This is a genomic window from Chryseobacterium sp. Chry.R1, from assembly GCF_039645525.1.
Lineage (GTDB): Bacteria > Bacteroidota > Bacteroidia > Flavobacteriales > Weeksellaceae > Chryseobacterium > Chryseobacterium proteolyticum.
Genome location: NZ_CP151793.1, coordinates 1,622,590 through 1,644,199, shown reverse-complemented (window position 1 = coordinate 1,644,199; position 21,610 = coordinate 1,622,590). Strand labels below are relative to the sequence as shown.

The following is a 21,610-nucleotide window of genomic DNA, read 5'->3' as shown; positions in this document are numbered from 1 at the left end:
AAACTTCAGTCTCTCAGAATAACAATAAAAGCTGAATATACAGCAGCAAAAGAACGGAATTCCATACCTGGATAAATGCATAAGTTTCAAAACCATGTTGTTCAATCTATGATTAATTTCATCTTCTGCTGAGCATACTAATTATAAACACCTGAAAACGAAAACACTATATCCCATCCTGATAAAATACGGATAGTCTATCCACAAAAAAGACTAAAAAAATGTTTTATCGTAAAGAATTTTATATATTTGCACCATCTAACAATTAAAAAAATAATTTACTATGTCAGACATTGCATCAAGAGTAAAAGCTATCATCGCTGATAAGCTTGACGTTGAAGAAACAGAGGTAACTCCTGAAGCTAGCTTCACTAACGATTTAGGAGCTGATTCACTGGATACAGTTGAACTTATCATGGAATTTGAAAAAGAATTCAATATTCAAATCCCTGATGATCAAGCTGAAAAAATTACTACTGTAGGGCACGCTATCGCTTATATCGAAGAAGTAGTAAATAAATAATATTCTTCAACAAAGGAAAATTTAAAAAGTTTATGGAATTAAAAAGAGTAGTTGTAACCGGTTTTGGAGCAATAACACCGATTGGAAATAATGCGAAGGAATACTGGGGAAATCTTGTTAAAGGTGAGAGCGGTGCAGCTCCGATTACTCTTTTTGATGCCACAAACTTCAAGACAAAATTCGCTTGCGAAGTCAAGAATTTCGATCCGTTGCAACATTTCGATAAGAAAGAAGCAAAAAAAATGGACCGAAATACCCAGCTTGGGCTTGTAGCTGCAAGAGAAGCTGTAGAACATTCCAGAATTATCGAAGATTCTGTTGATAAAAACAGAGTTGGTGTAATCTGGGGCTCCGGGATCGGTGGTTTGGAAACTTTTGAAACAGAAGTTTTAGGATGGGCGAATACGGATATTCCAAGATTCAACCCCTTCTTTATTCCAAAGATGATCGCGGATATTACGCCTGGACACATCTCTATTGAGTATGGTTTCCACGGACCTAATTATACTACTGTATCTGCGTGTGCTTCTTCTGCAAATGCACTAATCGACGCTAAAATGCTAATCCAATTAGGGAAAGCAGATGTTATTGTATGTGGTGGCTCTGAAGCCGCTGTTACAGCGAGTGGTGTGGGCGGATTTAATGCTATGATGGCACTTTCAACGAGAAATGATGATCCGAAAACAGCTTCAAGACCTTTTGATAAAGACAGAGATGGCTTTGTATTGGGTGAAGGAGCAGGATGTATTATTCTTGAAGAATATGAACATGCAGTAAAAAGGGGCGCAACAATTTATGCAGAATTAAAAGGAGGCGGTCTGAGTGCAGATGCACATCACATGACAGCACCTCATCCTGAAGGTTTAGGAGCTTATCTGGTAATGAAAAGTTGCCTGGAAGATGCAGGGTTAACTGCTGATGAAGTAGACCATATCAATATGCATGGTACGTCTACTCCATTAGGAGACATTGCAGAATCCAACGCTATTTCAAGGTTACTTGGAGAGCATGCTTACGACATTCAGATTAATTCTACAAAATCAATGACAGGACACCTTTTAGGGGCGGCCGGTGTAATTGAGGCTATTGCTGCTTTAGGAACTATTATTCATGGTATTGTTCCTCCTACCATTAATCATTTTACTGATGATGAAAATATCGACAGCAGACTTAATTTTACATTTAATGAAGCTGTGAAAAAAGATGTAAAAGTAGCCATGAGCAATACTTTTGGATTTGGTGGGCACAATGCCTGCGTTCTGTTTATGAAAATCTAAATTTACTGAATGGAGTTACAGAAATACTTTTCTAAATTCCTTCTCAAACAAAGAAAAAGAAAATTATCGGAGAGAGACTATTTCCTTAGTACCGAGCTAAATAAACTGCTGGGTTCTGAGATACAAAATGTTGCGCTTTACCGGGAAGCTTTTTCTTTGAAAAATTCTTCTAAAAATCAAGACAGCAATTACGAAAGACTTGAATTCTTAGGAGATTCCGTTTTGGGTACAATTATTTCTTGTCATTTGTTCCAGACTTATCCTCAAGCGAATGAAGGATATCTTACACAAATGAAATCTAAGATTGTTAATAGGAAAAATCTTAATAAATTAGGGGAAGATTTAAAGCTTACAGACCTTTTAATTAAACAAAATTCTGTAGCTTTAGGTGAAAATATCTCCGGAAATTTATTTGAGGCATTAATCGGTGCTGTTTATTTAGACTTCCAATATGACACCTGTAAAAAGATCATTTTGGAACGTTTGCTGACGCCATCTGAAATTAATAAGCTCGAAAATAAAATTGTGAGCTATAAAGGCCTTCTTCTGGAATGGAGCCAGAAGAAAAAAGTAAATATAAAATATGAAACCTGTGAAGAAACTCAGGGGAATAAATCAATCGTTTTTCGTTGCCACGTCTGGCTCGGAGAAGAGAAGATAGCCAATGCCACTGAAACTTCAAAAAAGAAAGCCGAAGAAAAAGCAGCACAACGAGCATTTTATATTTTAAACAAAAAAGAGAACATACTTGGAAATTCAAAAACTTTATGATCACGACGATATAGAATTTGAAGATATTGCCATCGGATTGGTAAGATTAGCAAAAAATGTATTCGATCATGAATTTTTTTTCAAAATAAATCAAAATAACGATCTTAAATTTTCAAGGATAGACGACCTCGTCTTTCACGGATCATATTATGATTATTATTTCTCAAGATTCGAGGGTTATCACAAGTTTTCAAAGACTTACTTTACTTTCATTTCCAACAAATCCTGTGAAAGTAGACAAAAAAAAATACAAACTGAGCTCTTCGCAGAAGAAGAAAATATTAAATTTTTATTAAATAATCAGGTAGATGTAGAATATATTCTGCATAGTTCGGAACAATTTCCTGATTTTTCCGTAATTTTGCTCCCTGAAAATCTTGTGTTTCCAATTCAAGATTATACATTGAGTTCTGAAGAGGAACTATATCAAATTATCCAGTATTATGAATAAGTATTTAAAGAAGACAAAAATTATTGCAACGCTTGGCCCTGCATCATCATCTAAAGAAGTCATGTTAGGACTTATGAAAGCAGGAGTAGACGTTTTTAGAATAAATTTTTCACATGCAGATTACGACTTAGTTCGAACTAATATTGATATCATTAGAGAACTTAATAAGGAACATGGCTACTCTGTAAGTATTTTAGGAGACTTACAAGGTCCTAAATTGAGAGTGGGAGTCGTAAAGGAGGGATCATATCTTAATCCTGGAGATATTTTAACGTTTACGAATGAAAAAATTGAAGGGGATTCTACAAAAGTTTATATGACTTATCAACAGTTTCCTCAGGACGTAAAAGTGGGGGAAAGAATCCTTATCGATGATGGAAAGCTTGTTCTAGAGGTTATTGAAACCAACGAAAAGGACACTGTAAAGGCCAAAACCATACAAGGGGGACCTCTGAGTTCTAAAAAAGGGGTAAACCTTCCTAACACGAATGTATCTCTTCCTGCCTTAACGGAGAAGGATATTCAGGATGCTAACTTTATGCTGGACATGGAGGTAGATTGGATTGCCTTATCTTTTGTACGCCATGCACAGGACATCATCGATCTTAAGGACCTTATTGCCAAGCATCCGAACGGTAAATTTAAAACACCGATCATAGCTAAAATCGAAAAGCCTGAAGGGGTAAAAAATATTGATGAGATCTTATTGGAATGTGATGGATTAATGGTTGCACGTGGTGACCTGGGAGTAGAAGTTCCTATGGAAGAAGTTCCCGCGATCCAGAAAAACCTGGTTGAAAAAGCAAGATTCTATTCTAAACCGGTTATCATTGCCACTCAGATGATGGAAACCATGATCAATAGCTTAACACCAACAAGAGCTGAAGTAAATGACGTTGCCAACTCCGTATTGGATGGTGCTGACGCTGTAATGCTTTCAGGAGAAACTTCGGTGGGAAGATATCCTATCCAGGTAGTTGAGAACATGGCTAAAATCGTTCAGAATATAGAAAAGACAAATTTCTATCAGCACAAAAACGAGCCTATCGAAAAAGATTATAATTGTATTGACGAAAGGTTTATTACCAACAGGGTATGTCTTGCCGCAGTTAGAATTGCTAAAACAACAAATGTTACTGCAATTGTTACTTTAACACACTCCGGTTATACGGCATTCCAGCTTTCAGCCCACAGACCTAACTCACATATTATTGTGTACAGTGGTAATAAAAGGGTAATTACGATGCTTAACCTTCTTTGGGGTGTTCATGCTTATTATTATGATATGAACAAATCAACGGATGAAACAATTATCCAGGTTAATATGCTTACACATAATTACGGATATATTGAAAGCGGGGATTTTGTAATCAACATCAATGCGACTCCGTCATATGAAGGAGGAAAAACAAATACGCTGAGATTAACGACAGTATAATAAAGTAAAGGCGAAATCGAAAAATGGCGAAACAGCTTTTCAAATTGAAAAAAAGAGCTCCTGAAATGTTCAGGAGCTCTTTTTATAATTATAATTTAGTATTAAAATCTTTAATACATCTACTGTTCAAAAATCAATTTCCCACAATTGTCTTCGGAGTAACAAACTCTTTTAATGCAATTAAAGAAAGCTCAGTACCGTATCCTGATGCTTTTGTTCCCCCAAAAGGAAAACGGGGATCAGAACTGGTCATTCTATTGATGTTGACAGTCCCGGATTCCAAATTTTCAATAAAAAACATCTGACGGTCTGCATTTTGTGTCCAAACCGAATTGGAAAGTCCGAAAGGAATATCATTTGCCATTTGTAAAGCCTCATCATCATTCTTAGCAATCATCACCATACCTAATGGTCCAAACAACTCCTCCTGTAAAATAGGATTACCTTCCTGTACTCTTATCAGTCCAGGATTGAATTCATGATCGGAAATCCTTTCAAGAGGGATAATAATTTCTGCTCCGTTTTCTAAAGCTTTATTAAATTGTTTTTCAAGATCATCAGCCAGATCAGGTCTTGCCATACCGCTGATCTTTGTTTCCTTATTCATCGGATCAGCCGGAACAAATTTTTTGTACTCCTCTATGAATTTCGGTAAAAACTCATCCTCAACTTTCTCATCAATAATGAACCTTTTAGCAGCAACGCAGGTCTGTCCGCAATTTTGAAGTCTTGCCTGAGCTCCTACTTTTGCAGCTTTATCAAGATCAGCATCATCCAGAATGATAAAAGCATCGCTACCTCCCAATTCAAGCAAAGATTTCTTAATATTCAATCCTGCAATAGAGGCCACCTCCCCTCCTGCTCTTCCACTTCCGGTTAAGCTTACTCCTTTCACGGCATCGTGTTCCAGGATTTCTTTCACTTCCTTATGTCCCACTTCTAAATTCTGGAAAACTCCTTGTGGAAAACCAGCTTCCAAAAATACCTGCTCTATGGCATTACCACTTCCAAAGCAGATGGAAGCATGCTTCAACACAACAGTGTTCCCGGATAAAATAGCCGGTGTTGCAAATCTCAAAACCTGCCAAAAAGGAAAATTCCATGGCATCACACCAAGAATCACTCCCTTCGGAACATAATGGACTTCGGAAAACTTATATTCAGATTCTATTTTTTCCGGTTTTAAAATATTTTCAGCCTCCGCATAATAATTCATCATTAATGCAGATTTCTCTACCTCAGCAATTGATTGTGAAATGGGCTTATTCATTTCCCTTGTAATGATCTCTCCGAATTTTTCTGAATTCGCTTTTAGCACCTCCGCAGCTTTTGCAATTAATTTTTGCCTTTCTTCAAAGGGCACTTTTTTCCATTCTGAAAAAGCCTTATCTGCAATAATAAGTTTATTTTCAATTGATTGTTCCATAATGTAATTTTTGTTTCAAATTCAAAATAAATGAATTAGAATGCTTTACCGTAAAGCATGGATGAAAGCAACAAATTTTGTTCCTTTAAGCAAAATAAAATAATGATTTTCTCTATTAAAAGAATATATTTTTTGTTATACCATAAACCATTCGTTGATCAGGCTAGCCGCAAGTCTTGCTGTTCTCTCCTGAATATCGTAAGAAGGGTTAACTTCTGCCACATCTAGTGCGACCAGTTTTTCATTTTTCAAAATATGCCTGTAAAAATGCATAAATGTGCTATCTGCAAAAATACCGTTATAGGCGGAAGCTGAAACTCCGGGCGCTACAGATGCATTAAAAACATCCATACAAATGGTAAGATAAGCAACATCCACCTCATCCAACAAATCATTAATGCGTTGATAGATGGACGGCAGATTCTCAAAGAATAGTTCGTCTGCCAAAATATATTTCATTCCGTATTGATGGGCCGTATCGAACAATTTCAGTGTATTGGAATTTCTTTGGATCCCGATATGCAATGAGTGAATATCTCCTTCCTGGGCAATTTGCCAGAATCCGGTTCCGGAACTTGCTCCTACCCCTTCTTCCGGTTGGCGGTTGTCGAAATGAGCATCAATATTTATAATCCCGATCTTCTGTTCGGGAAATGCCGTTTTTACACCCAGATAATGGGCATATGTAAGTTCATGTCCACCACCGATAACGAGAGATTTACCTCCTTTTAATAAAACCTTTGATACATTTTTAGCAAGACTCTGCTGTGCTTTTTCAAGATGAGTATCCTCGCAGGTAATATTTCCAAAATCCCACAATGAAAAATCGGGAAGGATTACAGGAAAATTAGACATGTTCTTTCTTATAATATCAGGAGCATCTTTCGCTCCTAATCTTCCTTTATTCCTTTTTACTCCTTCTTCTACAGCAAAACCATGCAAAACGAAATCATTAGTAGAAATAACATCGTAATCATTTTCAATTTTTACTCTTTGAAAAATTCTGTGATAAAGTAATTCTTCACCATCCAATCTTCCTTGCCAAATCATGATTTTATTTAATTTTTTAATTTATATAGTGTAACGTTCAAAACTCTGCCAGTATTTGTCTTTATAAATTTCAAGAGAAATTTCGTATTCAGGATGCTCAACGATTATTTTCGGAATAACCCTGGAAGGATCGCGGAAATCTTTACTTGCAAAATAGCATTCTCTGAGATTATCTGCACTCTCGTGTCCTATATACAAATGTCCTTCTTCTACTTTTAATTTATTTATAATTTTTTCTTCAATCTCATTCAGCCTTTCATGATCATCATTTTCAGGAAGTCCATTATTGCTTCTTCCTTCATATTGCATTCTTATCACTGAAATCCATGGATAGGAAGCTTTGGCATCATAGGTCAGCAGTGATGTATTCACTGTAGCAATAAGTGGCAACCCGTTTTGCAAACTTGCTTCCAACACCGAAAACTGTTCTTCGTCATCAATGTTCTTTACATTTTTATATTTTTCTGTAAACTCTCTCTCCCTCCATGCAAGGAAATCTTTTAATTTAATGACTGGAATCAGTTCTTTTTTCGCTTCTTCCTTACTTATAATATTAAATGTGTCAATCTGTGTCGCAAAATTCAATTCACCTAAAAAATTATCCAGAAAAACACAGATCCCTTTTACAACAGATTCTTTATTCTCTGGCATTAAACCTTCATACACAAAGGTAATGTCTATTTCATCAGGATATCCCTCGCTTTCATTCGGATAAAATAAAATGTTTTCACCGGTAAACTCTAGGCCGTCCATTTGAATTCCGTGAGCAGCATCCATCTCAGGTTTTAAAGCGGTAAATTTCCAACGCTCCAAAACAGGAGAAGCTTCAACAATTTCTTCTGCAAAAACAATATTTTTAATTTCGCCATCTACGGTAATAATGAGTTCTACAGTAGAATCATCGTACATCCCAACGAGAAAGTAATATCCTTGATTAATCTGTTTAAGTTTGGGAGAAATAATATCGAAAAAACCACTTTCAATATGATCATGATTTTTTATAATTTCATAAAAATCCTTTTCCTTAGTCAGAAACCAATCCCAAAAATCATTGTAATTCCTGGTCGCATTACCTATATTTCTTATTTCCTTACCGAAGAATCCCATACTGTTTTATTTTATTTTCATCAATAGAGTTTTGTCCGGTAAAACTATATAATATTGTGCATATACTCAAACTCCTTTTAATTAATTACACGATGTTCCTTTTTATACTTTATTCTGATTGGCATTGCTGCTGATAAACATTTCATTCTTTTCTTCCGATACAATCTCCAGAAACCTCTCATAATGTTTCAGAACGTCGGAGATCAATTCATTTTTAGTAAAATATTGTACATCATAACCTTCTCTTGCATCACCAAAATATGATTTCGGATAATGGGTGGTATTATGTTCCAGGTCCGGAAGATTTTCCTCATGGATAATATATTCTGATACCGTCTTTTCCTGGTTTTTAATTCCATAAATAAAGTTATTAACAACTCCATGATGAATTTCTATTTCTATTTTTGTAGGATTATCGCCGTAATTCATCTTCACTTCAATCCCATTATCTGCAAATTCTTTCTGCAGTTCCTGAAATCCTTCTTTCACTGTGGTATGGATAAAGCTATCCACGGATGAGTTGTCCTTAAATGAAACAATACGCTTCAAACGTTCTTTCCAGAATTCACCGGACCAGGGAACTGCAGAAGCCGAAAAGTTCCTGTCATAGTATTTCTGATCAATGATCAGCGCCTTCATTAAACTTACAATGAATAAAAGTACAATAATTGAAAATGGCAGGGCTGTGATTAATGTCATACTCTGGAGTGCTTTCAGGCCTCCTACATTAAGCAATAATAGTGACAGTACAGCTAGCAAGAGCCCCCAGAATATTAATTGCCATTTTGGAGATTTCTGTGCATTTTTGGTTGCGATACTATTCATTACAAATATTCCTGAATCTGCTGAAGTCACAAAAAAGATTATAATGATAACGATGACGAAGAAACTTGTAATGGTAGATAAAGGCATGTATTCGAGAAAACGAAACATTAAAGCATCAGGATCAGATGCAAATTGGCTCAATTTACCATGCGCGACATTGAAATCAAACCAAATGGCACTGTTCCCGAAAACGGACATCCATATAAAATTAAATAATGTAGGCAGTATTAAAACAGCCAGAATAAATTCTTTAATGGTCCTTCCTTTTGAGATTCTCGCAATAAACAATCCTACATAAGGGGACCATGAAATCCACCATGCCCAATATAAAATCGTCCAGTCATAAAACCATGGCAGTGTATCTTTTTCGTAAACATGGGTACTAAAGGTAAGATCGAAAAAATTATTGATATAATTTCCCAAACCTTCGGTAAAGCTTCCGATCAAGTAAACGGTTGGTCCTAATATCAGTACAAACAACAGAAGAACAATTACACTGATGACATTGATATTACTCAATATCTTAACACCTTTGTTTACCCCGCTGATCGCCGAAAAAACCGACAGAGAAATGAGAATGAAAACAATAATGATCTGGTATATGAATTTATTTTCCGGGATTGCTCCCAATATGTGTAAGCCGGAATTGATCTGGACGACCCCAAAACCTAATGTGGTGGTAATTCCAAAGAAAGTACAGCAAAGGGCAAAAATATCAATAACATTTCCCCATTTTCCATTGATTCTATCTTTAAGCAAAGGATAAAAACAACTTCTCAGAGATAATGGCAACCTGTATCGATAAGCAAAATAAGAAAGTGATAATCCTACAATCCCATAAATGGCCCACGCGTGGATTCCCCAATGAAAAAAGGTATAAAGCTGTGCCTGTTTCGCCCTGTTTACATAATGGTTATTACCAAAAACTTCAGAGGAGTAATGCTGCATAGGTTCCGCTACACTAAAATATATTAAACCAATCCCCATCCCTGCAGCAAACAGCATCGAAATCCATGAAAACAGAGAATACTCCGGCTTGCTGTCATTGGCTCCCAGTTTTATATTAGCATATTTACTAAACATAAGGTACACGAGAAAAATCACAAAGATGGTGACTGCCCAAACGTAAACCCAATTCAGGTTAACAAAAATGAATTCCTTAATTCCATTTAAGATACTTTCTGTAGATTTCGGGTAAAGAGCTGACAGAAAACAAGTTCCTATAATAAAAATAAGACTTGGAATTGTTACTCCTTTATTAAATGTTGATCGCATACTTCGAAATTTCATCATATCTATTTTTCAAATTAAATTATTGATACATTATTCAGGCATAGCCGCAACAAAAGCATTCAAAAAGTAAGAAAAATAATATGATCTTTCTTTATCAGTACACTTATCAACTACAGAATTACTTTTCACCCATAGAAAAATAACAGGAGCATATTAAGGAAACTTATAATAAGATAAACGGGAGAAAAGGTACTTTACATTACACTCTCCACTTTTCCCCATTGATATAAATATTTTCAGCGGTTAAACTTCCCTGATTATATAATACGTTTTGAAAATTATCGGTTTTAAAAGTTACAAAATCCGCTTTTAATCCTTTTTCTAACCTTCCCCTGTCTTCTAATCCCAGAGCATATGCTGAACGAAATGTAATACCTGCTAAAACTTCAGCGGTCGTTAACTTTTCGTATGTTGCTAAAACGGAAGCCTGGGTAATCAAGTTACCCATTGGTGCGGAACCCGGGTTCCAGTCACTGGCTATTGCAAGAATAGCTCCTGCATCCAACAACTTTCGTGCCGGAGTGAACTTCTCCCCCAGTCCTAAACTCGCTCCGGGCAGTGCTGTGGCTACTGTATTGGAATGAGCAAGAAACATGATGTCGTCATCAATTGTTGCCTCTAAATGGTCCGCAGACTGTGCTCCTACTTCTACTGCAATCCTTGAACTTCCGGGAGTAAATTGATCTGCATGAACAGTTATTTCAAAACCGAGCTCTTTAGTTCTTAATAAAAAATCCTTACTTTCTTCCGGTTGGAATGCTGACTTTTCAATAAAAATATCAACTCTTTTAGCAAGTCCTTCTTCTTTTACTTTAGGCAAAATTTCTGCGATAATAAAATCTAAATAAGCTTTATTATCTCCCTCAAAATCTTTCGGCTTCAAATGTGCGGAAAGACAGGTAGGAATTAATGTGGCTTTGGTTAGTGTTTGTGCTTTTTTTATTATTCTCAGCATCTTGAGCTCATTTTCCACATCCAGACCATAGCCGCTTTTCACTTCAATGGTTGTAATTCCCAATGAAATAAGAAAATTGATCCTTTCTGATAAAGTTTTAAGCAACTCTTCTTCTGACGCATTTCTTGTATGTTGTACAGAACTCCAGATGCCTCCTCCGCTTTCAGCAATTTCAAGATAAGTTTTTCCTGCATTTCTCATGGCAAAATCATTTGCTCTGTTTCCTCCAAAGCAAATGTGAGTATGGGAATCTATGAAAGCAGGAAGCACGATCTGTTCACCTTCAACCTCTTCAATTGTTACATTGGGATATTCAGATCTTAATTCTTCGAAATTTCCAACTTTCTGAATGGTTTCACCTTCAATCAAAATACCTCCGTCACCTATAATTTCAAGTTGTTGATCAGATAATTTTCCTCTCAGTGAAAGATTAGCGAGTGTAATGATTTGCTTAAATGGTCCTATTAATTTCATAAGTAAATGGTCAGAAAATATTGTATTGGGATTTAAATTTCCATTCCAAAAATACTTAAAAAATATCTTTTAACCTTGATTTTTTAGCATAACCTTTTCCCCAACCTAAGTCTAAAATCCCTATCTTTGAGGTAAATGAAATGAATTAATGCCTGATTTTTTACATCCAGATAAGGAAAACTTTTCTCATGAAGAGCTCATGCAGGAAGAACAGATTCGTCCCCAGAGTTTTAAGGATTTTGCGGGACAGAGAAAGACGTTGGAAAATCTTGAAGTATTTGTAACTGCGGCTAAAAAGCGAGGCGGAGCCCTTGACCATGTTCTTCTTCACGGGCCTCCGGGACTTGGAAAAACAACATTAGCGAACATCATTGCGAATGAATTGGGTGTGAATTGTAAAATAACATCAGGTCCAGTTCTTGATAAACCGGGAAGTTTGGCCGGCCTTTTAACCAATCTGGAAGAAAATGACGTTCTCTTTATTGATGAGATCCACCGTCTATCTCCTGTTGTGGAAGAATATCTTTATTCTGCGATGGAAGATTATAAGATTGATATTATGCTGGAAACAGGTCCTAATGCAAGGAGTGTACAGATCGGACTCAATCCTTTTACACTGGTTGGAGCAACTACAAGAAGCGGAATGCTTACCAAGCCCATGTTGGCGAGATTCGGTATCCAAAGCAGGCTTGAATATTATACCATAGAACTTTTATCCATGATCATCATAAGAAGTTCCAGAGTTCTTGGAGTAAAAATTTACGAGGATGCAGCCATTGAAATTGCAAGAAGAAGCCGCGGAACTCCCAGAATCGCTAATGCTTTATTGCGAAGGGTACGAGATTTTGCAGAAATAAAAGGTAATGGAGAAATAGAGATCAATATCACAAAATATGCGCTCAACTCTCTGAATGTTGATGAATTTGGATTAGATGAAATGGATAACAAGATCATGCGTGTCATGATTGAAAATTTTAAAGGAAAACCTGTAGGCATTTCAGCACTGGCAACCTCTATCGCTGAAAACCCGGAGACATTGGAAGAGGTTTATGAGCCTTTCTTAATTCAGGAAGGATTTATTATCCGTACCCCAAGGGGAAGAGAGGTGACAGAAAAAGCCTATAAACACTTGCAGATTCCGATACCTAAAAATCCGGGGGAGCTTTTTTAGGCTTGTTATTTAAAATATAATCGAGCTGATAAAGATGTTGATCTTTTAGCCTTATGATAAGAAATATAAAGAGTTATTAATTAATGTTTATACCGAAGCTATACAGAAGTGAGGATTATAATGTAATGCGTGAAATCATTAGAGACAATGCTTTCGCTTTACTTATCTCTTCAGTCGACAAGATACGGGCCACTCATTCCATGATGATGCTTAATGAGGATGATCCGGATCACATTTATATTGAAACTCATATTTCCAAAGCCAATCCACAGGCAAAAACGCTGAAAAACGGAGATGAAGTACTATGTGACTTTTTAGGAGCACACACTTATATTTCCAGTAGCTGGTATGATCATATCAATGTTTCAACATGGAATTATGAAGCTGTACAAATTCATGGTAAAGTAGAACTTATGAATAATGGAGAACTTTACGCGCATCTGGAAAAGTTAACCAATAAGTATGAAAAGTTTCAAAAATGCCCTGTACTGGTAAAGGATATGGGTAAAGAGTTTGTGGAAAAAGAAATGAAAGGAGCATTTGGAATAAAAGTAATACCAACAGAGATCTTTATTAAACAAAAGCTTTCCCAAAACAGGAAAGAAAAAGATTATCAAAATATTATTTCCCATCTTGAAAATTCGGATGAGCAGGGAAAAAAGATTGCTGAAAAAATGAAACTTTATAAAAATTAAATACATTATAAAACATAATATTATATGAAGCTATATCCAATACAATGTGGAAAATTTAAGCTGGACGGCGGCGCTATGTTCGGAGTCGTCCCAAAGAGTCTGTGGGAAAAAACCAATCCTGCAGACGAAAGAAACCTGATAGAACTGGGAACTCGATCTTTGCTTATTGAAGATGGTAAGAAGCTGATTTTAGTGGATTGCGGTCTGGGAAATAAACAGGATGAGAAATTTTTCGGACATTATTCTCTTTGGGGAGATGATAATTTAGATAAAAATCTTAAAAAATATGGCTTTGTAAAGGAAGACATTACTGATGTTTTTCTTACCCATCTTCATTTTGACCACTGTGGAGGAGCCATCGAATGGAATGACGATAAAACGGGTTACAGACCGGCTTTTAAAAATGCTCATTTCTGGACCAATGAAAACCATTGGCAATGGGCTACTGAGCCTAATCCGCGAGAAAAAGCAAGTTTTTTAAAAGAAAATATCATTCCTATGCAGGAAAGTGGTCAACTGAATTTTTTACCACTACCGACGACAGGAAACTATGGGTTCGCCCCGGACTTGAAAATGGATGTTATTTTTGTTGACGGACATACCGAAAAGCAAATGCTTCCTGTAATCCAATATCAGGAAAAAACAATCGTTTTTGCTGCAGACCTTATCCCTACAGCCGGACATATCAACCAGGTGTATGTGATGGGATATGATACAAGACCTCTCTTGACAATGGAGGAAAAAGGAAAATTTTTAAAGCAATGTTTCGATAACGAATATTTATTGTTTTTCGAGCATGATGCACATAATGAGCTGGCCAGTCTGAAAATGACAGATAGAGGAGTAAGACTTGATGAAGTTCACAGTTTTAATGACGTTTTCGGATATTAATTGAAGTATGGAAGAATTGAATTCAGAAACACAAAAAGCAGAACCGGAACCAGCACCCAAGATCATTGGCCTTACTGGTGGAATAGGTTCAGGAAAAACAACGGTAGCCCATTTTATTGAAGAATGCGGATTTCCGGTTTATTACTCTGACGATAGAGCAAAAACCATTGTCAATGACAATGACACCCTAAAAGAAAAGATTAAAGAGCTCTTAGGAGCACAGTCTTATGATAATACCGGCCTTTATGACCGGAAATATGTTGCAGACAAAGTTTTTAATAATTCGGATTTACTGCAAAAATTAAATGAAATCATACACCCCGCTGTACGAATTGATTTTGAACAATGGGTAAAAGAACAGTCAAAATATTTAGTTTTTAAGGAAACTGCCTTATTATTTGAATTAAAGCTTAATCTGCAGTGCTACAAATCACTTTTAGTAACTGCACAAGACAACATAAGAATAAAAAGGGTAATGGACAGGGACAACAAAACCTATCGCGAAGTACAGGCTATTATGGAGCGGCAAATGCCCGAAAAAGAGAAAATAAGGCTTGCTGATTATATCATCTATAATGACACTAATTTAGAAGATTTAAAAGAGCGGACAGAACGCACCATCTTCGAAATAGAATAAAAAAAAGAGCTCGTTAGAAAATAATTCTAACGAGTTTTTTATGTAAAAAAATAAGCTCTCATTTCTGAGAGCTCATTTTTTAATAGTAAATAATTTAATTATTCTTTGATAAACTTCTTCTGAGCTGTGCCCAGAACATCATCGATATCGATAACATATACTCCATTTATCAATCCGCTTACATCAATCTTATTATTGAGGATAATTCCTCCGGAAACAAGCTGACCTGCTGCGTTGTATAGCTTATAATTAGCTTTCTTGCTAATATTTTTCACATACAATATACTGCTTACCGGATTAGGATAGATCAGAATTTCAGTCTGGTTAACAGGATTAGGTACTGCCTGCTTAGAAATTCTTACGGTATAATCTTCAACTTCTCCGTTTGCAAAACTAATACAATTCACAGGAATCGCATCTTTCTGCATGGCAACTCTCATCACAACATATTTAAAATCCGTCATGCTGATGAATGCATCCGCAGGTACACTGAACGTTCCTTTAACAGGGGTTGTTGAGTTAGGCGAAGACACAAGGATTCTTTCATTAGGATCAAATGTTCCACTTCTGTCGAAATCTATCCATACGGCAATACCTTCATTATTCGTTGTTCCTGTCCATGATTTAGCAATTGAAATCTCATTACCCGTAGATCCCTGAATCAATTCAATAAACTTGGTAGGATCTCCGGTAAAGTCTGAATAATTCTGAGCATTTGAATCATTTGACATTTGCGGTTTACCAGTAGGTTTTACCGTAACGTTTGAAATGTATTCACTCACTGAACTTCCAGACGACATCTGACAATAAATAACGGTAGGTGTTGTAAAGAAGTATGGTTGTGTATACGTACCAGGAGTACCGCTACAAATATTAGCAACCTGTAATTCATACTTCGTCAGCTCTGTTAATCCCGTAAGGGTAAGTGTATTGGTAGCCACCGGAACCGTTGTCCAGCTCGGAATACCTACTTTTCTGTATCTTAAGATATAAGTAGCTCCCGGGAATGGATCCCAAACGACAACAGCTGTTGTAGGAGTCAGGTTAGTGATGGTTAAGCCCGGAGGTGGTAATTCACATGTCCTTTCCGTAGTAAATACTTTAGGATTTGAATATGGATTGATCGTAGTCTCACCCACACACTTGTTAGCCACCTGAACCTCATAAGTAGTGTAAGGGCTTAATCCTGTCAACTGATAAGAATTCCCAGGTGTTACCGGTACAGTTACATCTACCCACGTGGTTGTTCCCACGACTCTGTATCTTAATACATACGTTGAACTTGGCGCAATTGGTGCCCATGTTACTAATGCAGAGTTTGTTGTTACGTTACTGATTGTTACAGTAGGAGGCGTAGGATCACATCTGGTAGAGAATGTTTTAATCGCGGTAAATGTACCTGGTGTTGTACCACAGCTTGCAGCAACCTGCACCTCATAAGTAGTAGCAGGAGTTAAACCTGTTAACTGAATTGGAGGGTTACCAAGAAGAGTAGAAACGTTAATACTCGTCCACGCAGTAGATCCCAAAGGTCTGTACTGTAAAATATAGGTAAGCCCATTGGTTACACCAGTCCAGTTTACTATTGCTGAAGTATGGGTAATCGTATTAAACGCAAGATTTGTAGGTGTACCTGTTGCACATGGTCTTATTCTCACTGCATAATCTTCCACTTCACCATTCACAGCTACCTGACACATTACAGGAGAACTGGAACGTTTTAGCACCACTCTCATTGTTGTTGTAAGAGGTCCGCTGTATGCAGTAGACGGAACATTGAACAATGCATTAACAGTACTTGTTGAATTGGAAGCTACTGCCATGATTTGTTCATTTGTCTCGAATACCCCATTTCGGTTAAAGTCGATCCAGGCACTTACAGCATCACTGTTGGTTGCTCCTGCCCATCCTTTAGTTACGGCGATTTTATTTCCTGTTGAGCCAAGCTCAAGGTTAATCAACGTAGCTGGTGTAGTATAACTGATATAGTTTGTCTGTAATGAGGTATTACTCATTGGAGCAATTCCCGGATTTACAGAAGTCACTGTTACATTAGCTATATAATCATTGGTTCCTGTTCCTGTCATGTTACAATAACTGATAGCAGTTGTTGTAAACGGAATTGAAGCAGAGAAGGCACCTAATGTACCACTACATCTTGTGGCAACCTGTACCTGATATCCGGTTAATTCGGTAAGCCCAGTAATCGTGTAGCTATTTCCAGGTGCAAGTACAGGATCAATTGTTGTCCATGCTCCTGTAGCCCCTAATCTCCATCTTAATACATAAGTAGCCCCCGTAGATGCTAACCAGGAAACATTAGCAGTAGTCGCAGTAATGTTGGACACTGTAATATTGCTTGGAGGAGCTGTCGTACATGGTTGAATGTCTACAAATTTAACTGCATAATCTTCTACTTCACCATTACTTGTTAAGTTCTGACATGCATTATCAATTGTATTATAGTATACGATAACACGCATTTTGACAATGTTCGTTCCTGTATATGCATTAGCAGGAACCGTGAAAGTAGCAGTCACAGGAGTAGTACTGGAATATCCAAGATTCATTACTCTCTCCGTACCATTATCAAACACGCCGTCTCCGTTATAATCAATCCATACTGATGTAGCATACGTACTTGATAAGATCACTCTACCAATAGAAATATTATTTCCGGTAGAACCGCGAACAAATGTAATAAGTTTAGTAGGGTCAGTAGAATAATCTGTATACGTCGTTGCTCCAGAATTATTGATCATCATAATCGAATTCGTTGGAGTAACGGTTACATTATTAATATATCCGTCACCTACAGTCGCAGTACCGGAGTTACAGTAACTAACGGCCAGTGTGGTGAAATTCACAGATGTAGACCAAGGTCCCTGAGTTCCTCCACAGATGGTTGCCACCTGCACTTCATAAGCAGTGGTTGCATTTAAGTTAAGGATCGTATAGGTATTTCCAGGCGCCGGAACAGGATTAACTGTTGTCCAGGCTGCTGCTGCTGTAGCCTTATATCTTAATACATAAGTAGCACCTGTAGAGTTTAACCAGGAAACCGTCGCAGTAGATGCACTAACACCTGTTACAGAAATTGGTGAAGGTGCAGCGGTAGAACATGGTTGTAGGTCTACAATTTTAACAGCATAATCTTCTACTTCACCATTAGTAACATTGACACATGGATCATTGATATTTGATGAAGAAATGATGACTCTCATTCTAAGGGTAAGCGGACCATTATACGATGTATTTGGAACCGTATATGTTGCCGTAATCGGAGTTGTAGTACTTGTTGTACTGTTGATTACCCTTTCATTGTTTTCAAAAATTCCGTTTCTGTTAAAATCGATCCATGCTCCGACAGCCAGAGATGGAGGGAATGTACTTGGTGTGATCCATGATTTGCTCACAGAAATTGCATTATTTGCAGATCCACGTACTAACGTAATCAATTTAGTTGGATCAACGGAATAATCCGTATAAGAGTTTGCTCCGGAATCATTATTCATAATATATGAATTGGTCGGAGTCATCTTAACATTTGAAATATATCCGTTGGTACTGTTACCTGTTACTGTACAATAGTTAACTGCCGGAGTACTGAACTGAACAGGAGCTGTAAATGTTCCAGTAGTCCCGGAACAAATATATGCCACACGAACTTCATACTGTGAAGATTCTGTTAAACCTGTAATCGTATAAGCACTGGTTGTTAATGGAACAGGTATCCATGCGGTTGCGCCAACAGCTCTGTATTCAAGTATATAGGTTGCTCCTACAGCTGGATCCCACATTACGTAAGCTGATGTAGCCGTAATATTTGTTACGCTTAAGTTCAATGGAGCATTACTTGTACAAGGTATAGGCTGAATTAATTTCACAGCATAATCTTCTACTTCTCCATAAGTAAAGTTCTGACACATCACAGAAGGTGAGCTAAAGCTTAGAGCCACTCTCATTCTTGTTGTAGAAGGTCCATTATATGCATTGGCAGGAACTGGGAATGTAGCTGTAACCGGGGTAGTTGTACTTGCCGGAGAAGTCATTACCTGTTCATTTGTTTCAAAAATTCCGTTTCGGTTAAAGTCAATCCATACATTCACAGCTTCACTATATGTACTACCCGTCCACCCTTTCGAAACAGAAATTGTATTGTTAGCAGACCCGATCACAAGATTTACCAAAGCACTTGGTGTCGTCGTGTAATCAGTATAGGTAGTTCCTAAAGAAGTATTACTCATTACGGCAGCCCCCGTAGGTGTTACTGTAACATTAGCAATATACTCATCATTAGAATTGCTTGACTGCATCTGACAGTAGTTTAGTCCCGGTGTTGTAAAGTTAACAGAGGCAGAGAAAGTACCCTGCGTTCCTGAACATACATTAGCAACCTGAACTTCGTATTGAATTCCATCCGTAAGCCCTGTTAATACTGTAGTATTGGTCGTTGCATTTACTGTAATCCATGTTGTGCTTCCAACAGGACGATACTGAACAACGTAAGTTGCTCCGGCAGAAGCTGCCCAGGAAACAGTAGCCTGAGTCTGAGTAACTGCAGAAACTGTAATACCAGTCGGCGCAGCTCCAGTACATGCAGCTAAACTCGCTACTGTAGCACTGCCAATGGCATAAAATACATTTCCGATCGCACTTACTCTGATTTTCACGGTAGACCCTAATGTTAAAGCTCCAAAAGTTAAGCTTTCACTTCCATCATTAGGAGTAGATGGCGCCAAAACATTCCAGGTAACTCCATTGTCCGTAGTGTAATCTATTTTAACATTAGCAACACTATAAGGAGCAGCTGTGGTATTTACCACATCCCAGGTTACAGTGCTTGGTCCGTTATTATAAGCTGTTGCTGTTGTAACCTTAAAAGGTCCTGCACTACCTACGATAATTGTTTGTTCAGCAAACTGTGTCTGCTGTTGATTCGCAATGGGACTATTATCTCTTACTGTTACAGAGAACTTGGTTGTTCTCGCAACATTAGAAACAGATTCCCATCCATTATTCGAATTGTTAAGAACTCCGGCAAGCACAGAAGATAATTTAGGAAAATATCTTGTTGGACTTGTCGTTGGCAATACCGATCTAAAGCTTGCACCTGAAGTTGTTGTTCCTAAATTATTCTTGTTAATAGTAACGCTTGCATTATCCACTTCTTCCCAGGTATAGGTCATTGGATCATTTTCCGCATCGGTGGCAGAAGCTGTTAATACGAATGCTGTTCCTTTAGGAATATTATAAGTTGGTAATGCAGAAATCACAGGTGGATTGTTGGCAACTGTAGTTTCAACATCACAGGTTTTAGAAATTAGGTTAGCCTGTACCTGCTTGATACTGGCGATATGAAAATAATCATCTGAGTGAGGCTGAACATCGGTATTAGGCCCGGTAATTCCGGCATACCCCATAATTGTGGATCCAGAACCGGGTTCCATATTCACCCCTGTTCCTTCAAGACCGTGAGAAAATGTATGATTTGCTCCTAACTGATGACCCATTTCATGGGCAACATAATCAATATCAAAATTATCTCCTTGTGGAATCCCATCTGCTGGCGATGTATATCCGGATCCTTTTCCTTTCGGAACTCCTGTAGTTGGATCTACGCAAACGCATCCGATACATCCTGCATTACCTCCACCTCCGGAAGCACCAAATAAATGCCCTATATCGTAATTGGCATTACCTACATTAGCCGTTAAAGTATTTTGCAATTCTAGATTCCATGCACCTCCAGCTCCTGCAGCAGCCGGAGAATAAGGGTCAGTTGCCGGGTTGGTATAAATTACACCCGGAAAGTTCTGTAAATTTAAGTGTAAAGCAAAATCTTTTTCAAATACACCATTTACCCGGGTAAGCGTTGCATTAATAGCCGCCATCGCTCCAGGAACTGTTCCTCCATGAAACTGGGTATACTCTCCTGTTACAGACATTACCAATCTCATTGTTCTGTACTTCTTATCTGAAGACTTCGCAAAATTAGTGGTCTGATTGCTAAATGCAGATCCCTTCTGATAAAGTTTATTGATCTCTTCCTTATCCAAAAGACTTTCATTCATGGAGCATAGAAAACCTTCTTTGCTCTTATCAGTTTTCGGATGCACACCGTAAACTGTCTTTTCTCTATTTAGAGGTTCTACAAATTCAGCGATCCCATTTTTGATGATCATAGACTGAAAATCATTCGGCGCTAAACTGAACCTCAGATACTTACCCGGATCATCGATTCCGACTCCGACATAAGATCCAAGTTGATACTCATCTGCCAGTTCTTTTACAACAACCGGAAAGCTGTAAACGGCAAACCTTTCAATTTTCCCATCCATGGTTGGCAATGAAATTGTTACGGGTCGGGCATTCTTGCCCGTCTCCTGTGCATTGGCCAGTTGGGATTTTAATAAGGGAATGTCTAGAGAGTAATAGTTCTTAATTTCAGAACTTCCTCTGATTTTATCTCCTCTGAAAGATGTCGGGCTCCATTGTGCACTGGTGACCACAAACAGACAGAGAAGAAAGAAAGAAGTAAAAATTTTCTTCATAAGCTTCTCAATATATTATATTAATTACACAAATCTAATCATTTTTCATTATTAATTTGTGGCTACAATCAT

Annotated in this window: 15 protein-coding genes; 9 read left to right on the top strand and 6 right to left on the bottom strand. The window is 37.4% G+C overall.

The annotated features are described in order from the left end of the window. Positions 1-283: 283 nt before the first annotated feature. The 5 genes from AAEU33_RS07580 to pyk are packed head-to-tail and all read left to right on the top strand — an operon-like array spanning position 284 to position 4,460. A complete protein-coding gene (locus tag AAEU33_RS07580; RefSeq protein WP_002976354.1) occupies positions 284-523 on the top strand; it encodes an acyl carrier protein in 240 nt (79 codons plus the stop codon). A 32-nt stretch (positions 524-555) separates the two neighbouring features. Then, on the top strand, positions 556-1,800 hold the full coding sequence (gene fabF, locus AAEU33_RS07575; RefSeq protein WP_172280707.1) for a beta-ketoacyl-ACP synthase II: 1,245 nt from the start codon (positions 556-558) through the stop codon (positions 1,798-1,800). A 9-nt stretch (positions 1,801-1,809) separates the two neighbouring features. Beyond that, positions 1,810-2,571 (top strand): ribonuclease III, encoded by a 762-nt coding sequence (gene rnc / locus AAEU33_RS07570; RefSeq protein WP_172280708.1) that lies wholly within the window; start codon positions 1,810-1,812, stop codon positions 2,569-2,571. After that, the gene (locus AAEU33_RS07565; RefSeq protein ID WP_172280710.1) at positions 2,549-3,022 is read left to right on the top strand and encodes an IPExxxVDY family protein; all 474 of its coding nucleotides are present in this window, start codon (positions 2,549-2,551) and stop codon (positions 3,020-3,022) included. Before rnc ends, AAEU33_RS07565 begins: the two co-directional genes overlap by 23 nt. Continuing rightward, positions 3,015-4,460: a pyruvate kinase gene (pyk, locus tag AAEU33_RS07560; RefSeq protein WP_172280712.1), complete on the top strand. Its 1,446-nt coding sequence runs from the start codon at positions 3,015-3,017 to the stop codon at positions 4,458-4,460. Before AAEU33_RS07565 ends, pyk begins: the two co-directional genes overlap by 8 nt. A 133-nt stretch (positions 4,461-4,593) precedes the next feature. Here pyk and AAEU33_RS07555 read toward each other — a convergent pair whose 3' ends face one another. The 5 genes from AAEU33_RS07555 to hutI form a co-directional block, all read right to left on the bottom strand. Beyond that, complete coding sequence (locus AAEU33_RS07555) at positions 4,594-5,886, bottom strand: aldehyde dehydrogenase family protein (RefSeq protein WP_345991800.1); 1,293 nt, start codon at positions 5,884-5,886, stop codon at positions 4,594-4,596. 135 nt (positions 5,887-6,021) lie between these two features. Next, positions 6,022-6,936 (bottom strand): formimidoylglutamase, encoded by a 915-nt coding sequence (gene hutG, locus AAEU33_RS07550; RefSeq protein ID WP_345991799.1) that lies wholly within the window; start codon positions 6,934-6,936, stop codon positions 6,022-6,024. A gap of 21 nt (positions 6,937-6,957) precedes the next feature. Beyond that, positions 6,958-8,043 carry a DUF695 domain-containing protein gene (locus AAEU33_RS07545; RefSeq protein ID WP_345991797.1) on the bottom strand — a complete coding sequence of 362 codons (1,086 nt, stop codon included), beginning with the start codon at positions 8,041-8,043 and terminating at the stop codon, positions 6,958-6,960. Positions 8,044-8,145: 102 nt separating this feature from the next. Beyond that, positions 8,146-10,161, bottom strand: coding sequence for a BCCT family transporter (locus tag AAEU33_RS07540; protein WP_345991795.1), 2,016 nt, complete (start codon positions 10,159-10,161; stop codon positions 8,146-8,148). A gap of 199 nt (positions 10,162-10,360) precedes the next feature. Next, complete coding sequence (hutI, locus tag AAEU33_RS07535) at positions 10,361-11,590, bottom strand: imidazolonepropionase (RefSeq protein WP_345991793.1); 1,230 nt, start codon at positions 11,588-11,590, stop codon at positions 10,361-10,363. A gap of 148 nt (positions 11,591-11,738) precedes the next feature. On the opposite strand from hutI, the gene ruvB reads away from it, so the two are divergent. From ruvB to coaE, 4 genes are all read left to right on the top strand, one after another. After that, positions 11,739-12,761, top strand: a complete 1,023-nt coding sequence (gene ruvB, locus AAEU33_RS07530; RefSeq protein WP_172280723.1) for a Holliday junction branch migration DNA helicase RuvB — start codon at positions 11,739-11,741, stop codon at positions 12,759-12,761. An 83-nt stretch (positions 12,762-12,844) separates the two neighbouring features. After that, positions 12,845-13,456 (top strand): FMN-binding negative transcriptional regulator, encoded by a 612-nt coding sequence (locus AAEU33_RS07525; RefSeq protein ID WP_345991790.1) that lies wholly within the window; start codon positions 12,845-12,847, stop codon positions 13,454-13,456. 24 nt (positions 13,457-13,480) lie between these two features. Next, entirely contained in the window at positions 13,481-14,347 is an 867-nt protein-coding gene (locus AAEU33_RS07520) for an MBL fold metallo-hydrolase (RefSeq protein WP_345991788.1), read from the top strand. A 7-nt stretch (positions 14,348-14,354) separates the two neighbouring features. Beyond that, positions 14,355-14,984, top strand: a complete 630-nt coding sequence (gene coaE / locus AAEU33_RS07515; RefSeq protein ID WP_172280729.1) for a dephospho-CoA kinase — start codon at positions 14,355-14,357, stop codon at positions 14,982-14,984. A gap of 98 nt (positions 14,985-15,082) precedes the next feature. Here coaE and AAEU33_RS07510 read toward each other — a convergent pair whose 3' ends face one another. Continuing rightward, positions 15,083-21,538: a GEVED domain-containing protein gene (locus tag AAEU33_RS07510; protein ID WP_345991786.1), complete on the bottom strand. Its 6,456-nt coding sequence runs from the start codon at positions 21,536-21,538 to the stop codon at positions 15,083-15,085. Positions 21,539-21,610: the final 72 nt, after the last annotated feature.